Annotated in this window: 1 protein-coding gene; it reads left to right on the top strand. The window is 61.7% G+C overall.

Features of this window, described 5'->3' with window-relative positions; genetic code table 11:
• The first annotated feature begins 54 nt into the window (after positions 1–54).
• The gene (locus EOD07_RS33945) at positions 55–1,425 is read left to right on the top strand and encodes an IS1182 family transposase (protein WP_127238313.1); all 1,371 of its coding nucleotides are present in this window, start codon (positions 55–57) and stop codon (positions 1,423–1,425) included.
• Positions 1,426–1,531 lie beyond the last annotated feature (106 nt).

Here is a 1,531-nt window from a genome sequence, read left to right as displayed (position 1 = left end):
TCAGACTGCTGACAAACCCCTGGCGTTAGCCGGGGGTTTTTGATTCACTGGGTCATGTTGAAGCGACCCGCCCCCGAACAGACCGCGCTCGAGATGGTAACGTTGGACCAACTGGTCCCGGCTGATCATCTGTTGCGCAAGATCGATCGCGCGATCGATTTTTCCTTCATCCACGATCTGACGGCGCCGCTCTATTGCGCCGACAACGGCCGGCCGCCGCTGGACCCGACCTTGATGTTCAAGGCCTTGTTCATCGGCTACTTGTTTGGAGTTCGCTCGGAGCGGCAGTTGGTGCGCGAGATCGAGGTCAACGTCGCCTATCGCTGGTTTCTGCGGCTGAAGTTGACGGACAAGGTATTCGACGCCTCGACACTGTCGCAGAACCGTCGGCGGCGCTACCAGGACGAGACGATTGCGCAGGCGATCTTCGACCGCATCGTGGAGCAGGCGATCCGGATAGGTCTGGTCGACGGCACGGTGCTCTATACCGACAGCACCCATCTGAAGGCCAACGCCAACAAGGGCAAATACGACCTTGCCATGGTCGCCAAGTCACGTGCCGACTACTGGGCCGATCTCGACCGCGCGATCGAGGCCGAGCGGGCGCTGCATGGCCAGAAGCCGCTGAAGAGCAAGCAACGCAAGCCGCCGCAGAAGCAGACCAAGGTCTCGCGCGCCGATCCGGAGGCCGGCTACATGGTGCGCGAGGGCAAGCCGAAGGGCTTCTTCTATCTCGATCACCGCACGGTGGACGGACGCTGCGGCATCATCACCGACACATATACCACGCCGGCCAACGTGCACGACTCGATCGTCTATCTCGGCCGGCTCGACCGCCAGGTGGAGCGCTTCGGCTTCACAGTGGCGGCAACAGGCCTGGATGCCGGCTATGCCACGCCGGGCATCGCCAAGGGGCTGGAAGACAGGAACATCAGAGGTGTTGTCGGCTATCGCAACCCGACCCCGCCGAAGCCCGGCAAGATGAGGAAGAGCGACTTTGTCCATGAACCGGATCTAGACGGCTATCGTTGCCCGCAGGGGCAGCTGCTCACCTATGCCACGACCGATCGCAACGGCTACCGCCAGTACAAGAGCGATCCGGCCATCTGCCGCGACTGCCCGCTCTTGGCCTCCTGCACCTCGAATGCCAAGGCCGAGCGCACCATCACACGCCATGTCTGGCAGGATGCCCGCGAGCGCGTCGACGCCAACCGGCTTACCCCATGGGGCAAGGCCATCTATCGCCGCCGCAAGGAGACGGTCGAGCGATCCTTCGCCGATGCCAAGCAGCTCTTCGGCCATCGCTACGCCCACTTCCGAGGACGAACACGCGTCGCCTGCCAGTGCCTCATCGCAGCCGCCGCCCAGAACATCAAAAAGATCGCAATCAGCCTCTGGCCAAAGCCAAAACCAAGCCTCGCATGAGGGCTCGGCGCCTCCTGTCAAAATCTCCTGACACGAACTTCTCAAACGCTTCAATCACATAAAACAAAACCCCGCCGAAATTCGACGGGGTTTGTCAGCAGTCTGA

This window comes from Mesorhizobium sp. M2C.T.Ca.TU.002.02.1.1 (assembly GCF_003997225.1).
This window is presented reverse-complemented; position numbering and strand designations above follow the sequence as displayed.

Excerpts from the sequence above, each read along its gene's own strand:
- EOD07_RS33945 (WP_127238313.1), top strand. The coding sequence starts at position 55 with ATGTTGAAGCGACCCGCCCCCGAACAGACCGCGCTCGAGATGGTAACG.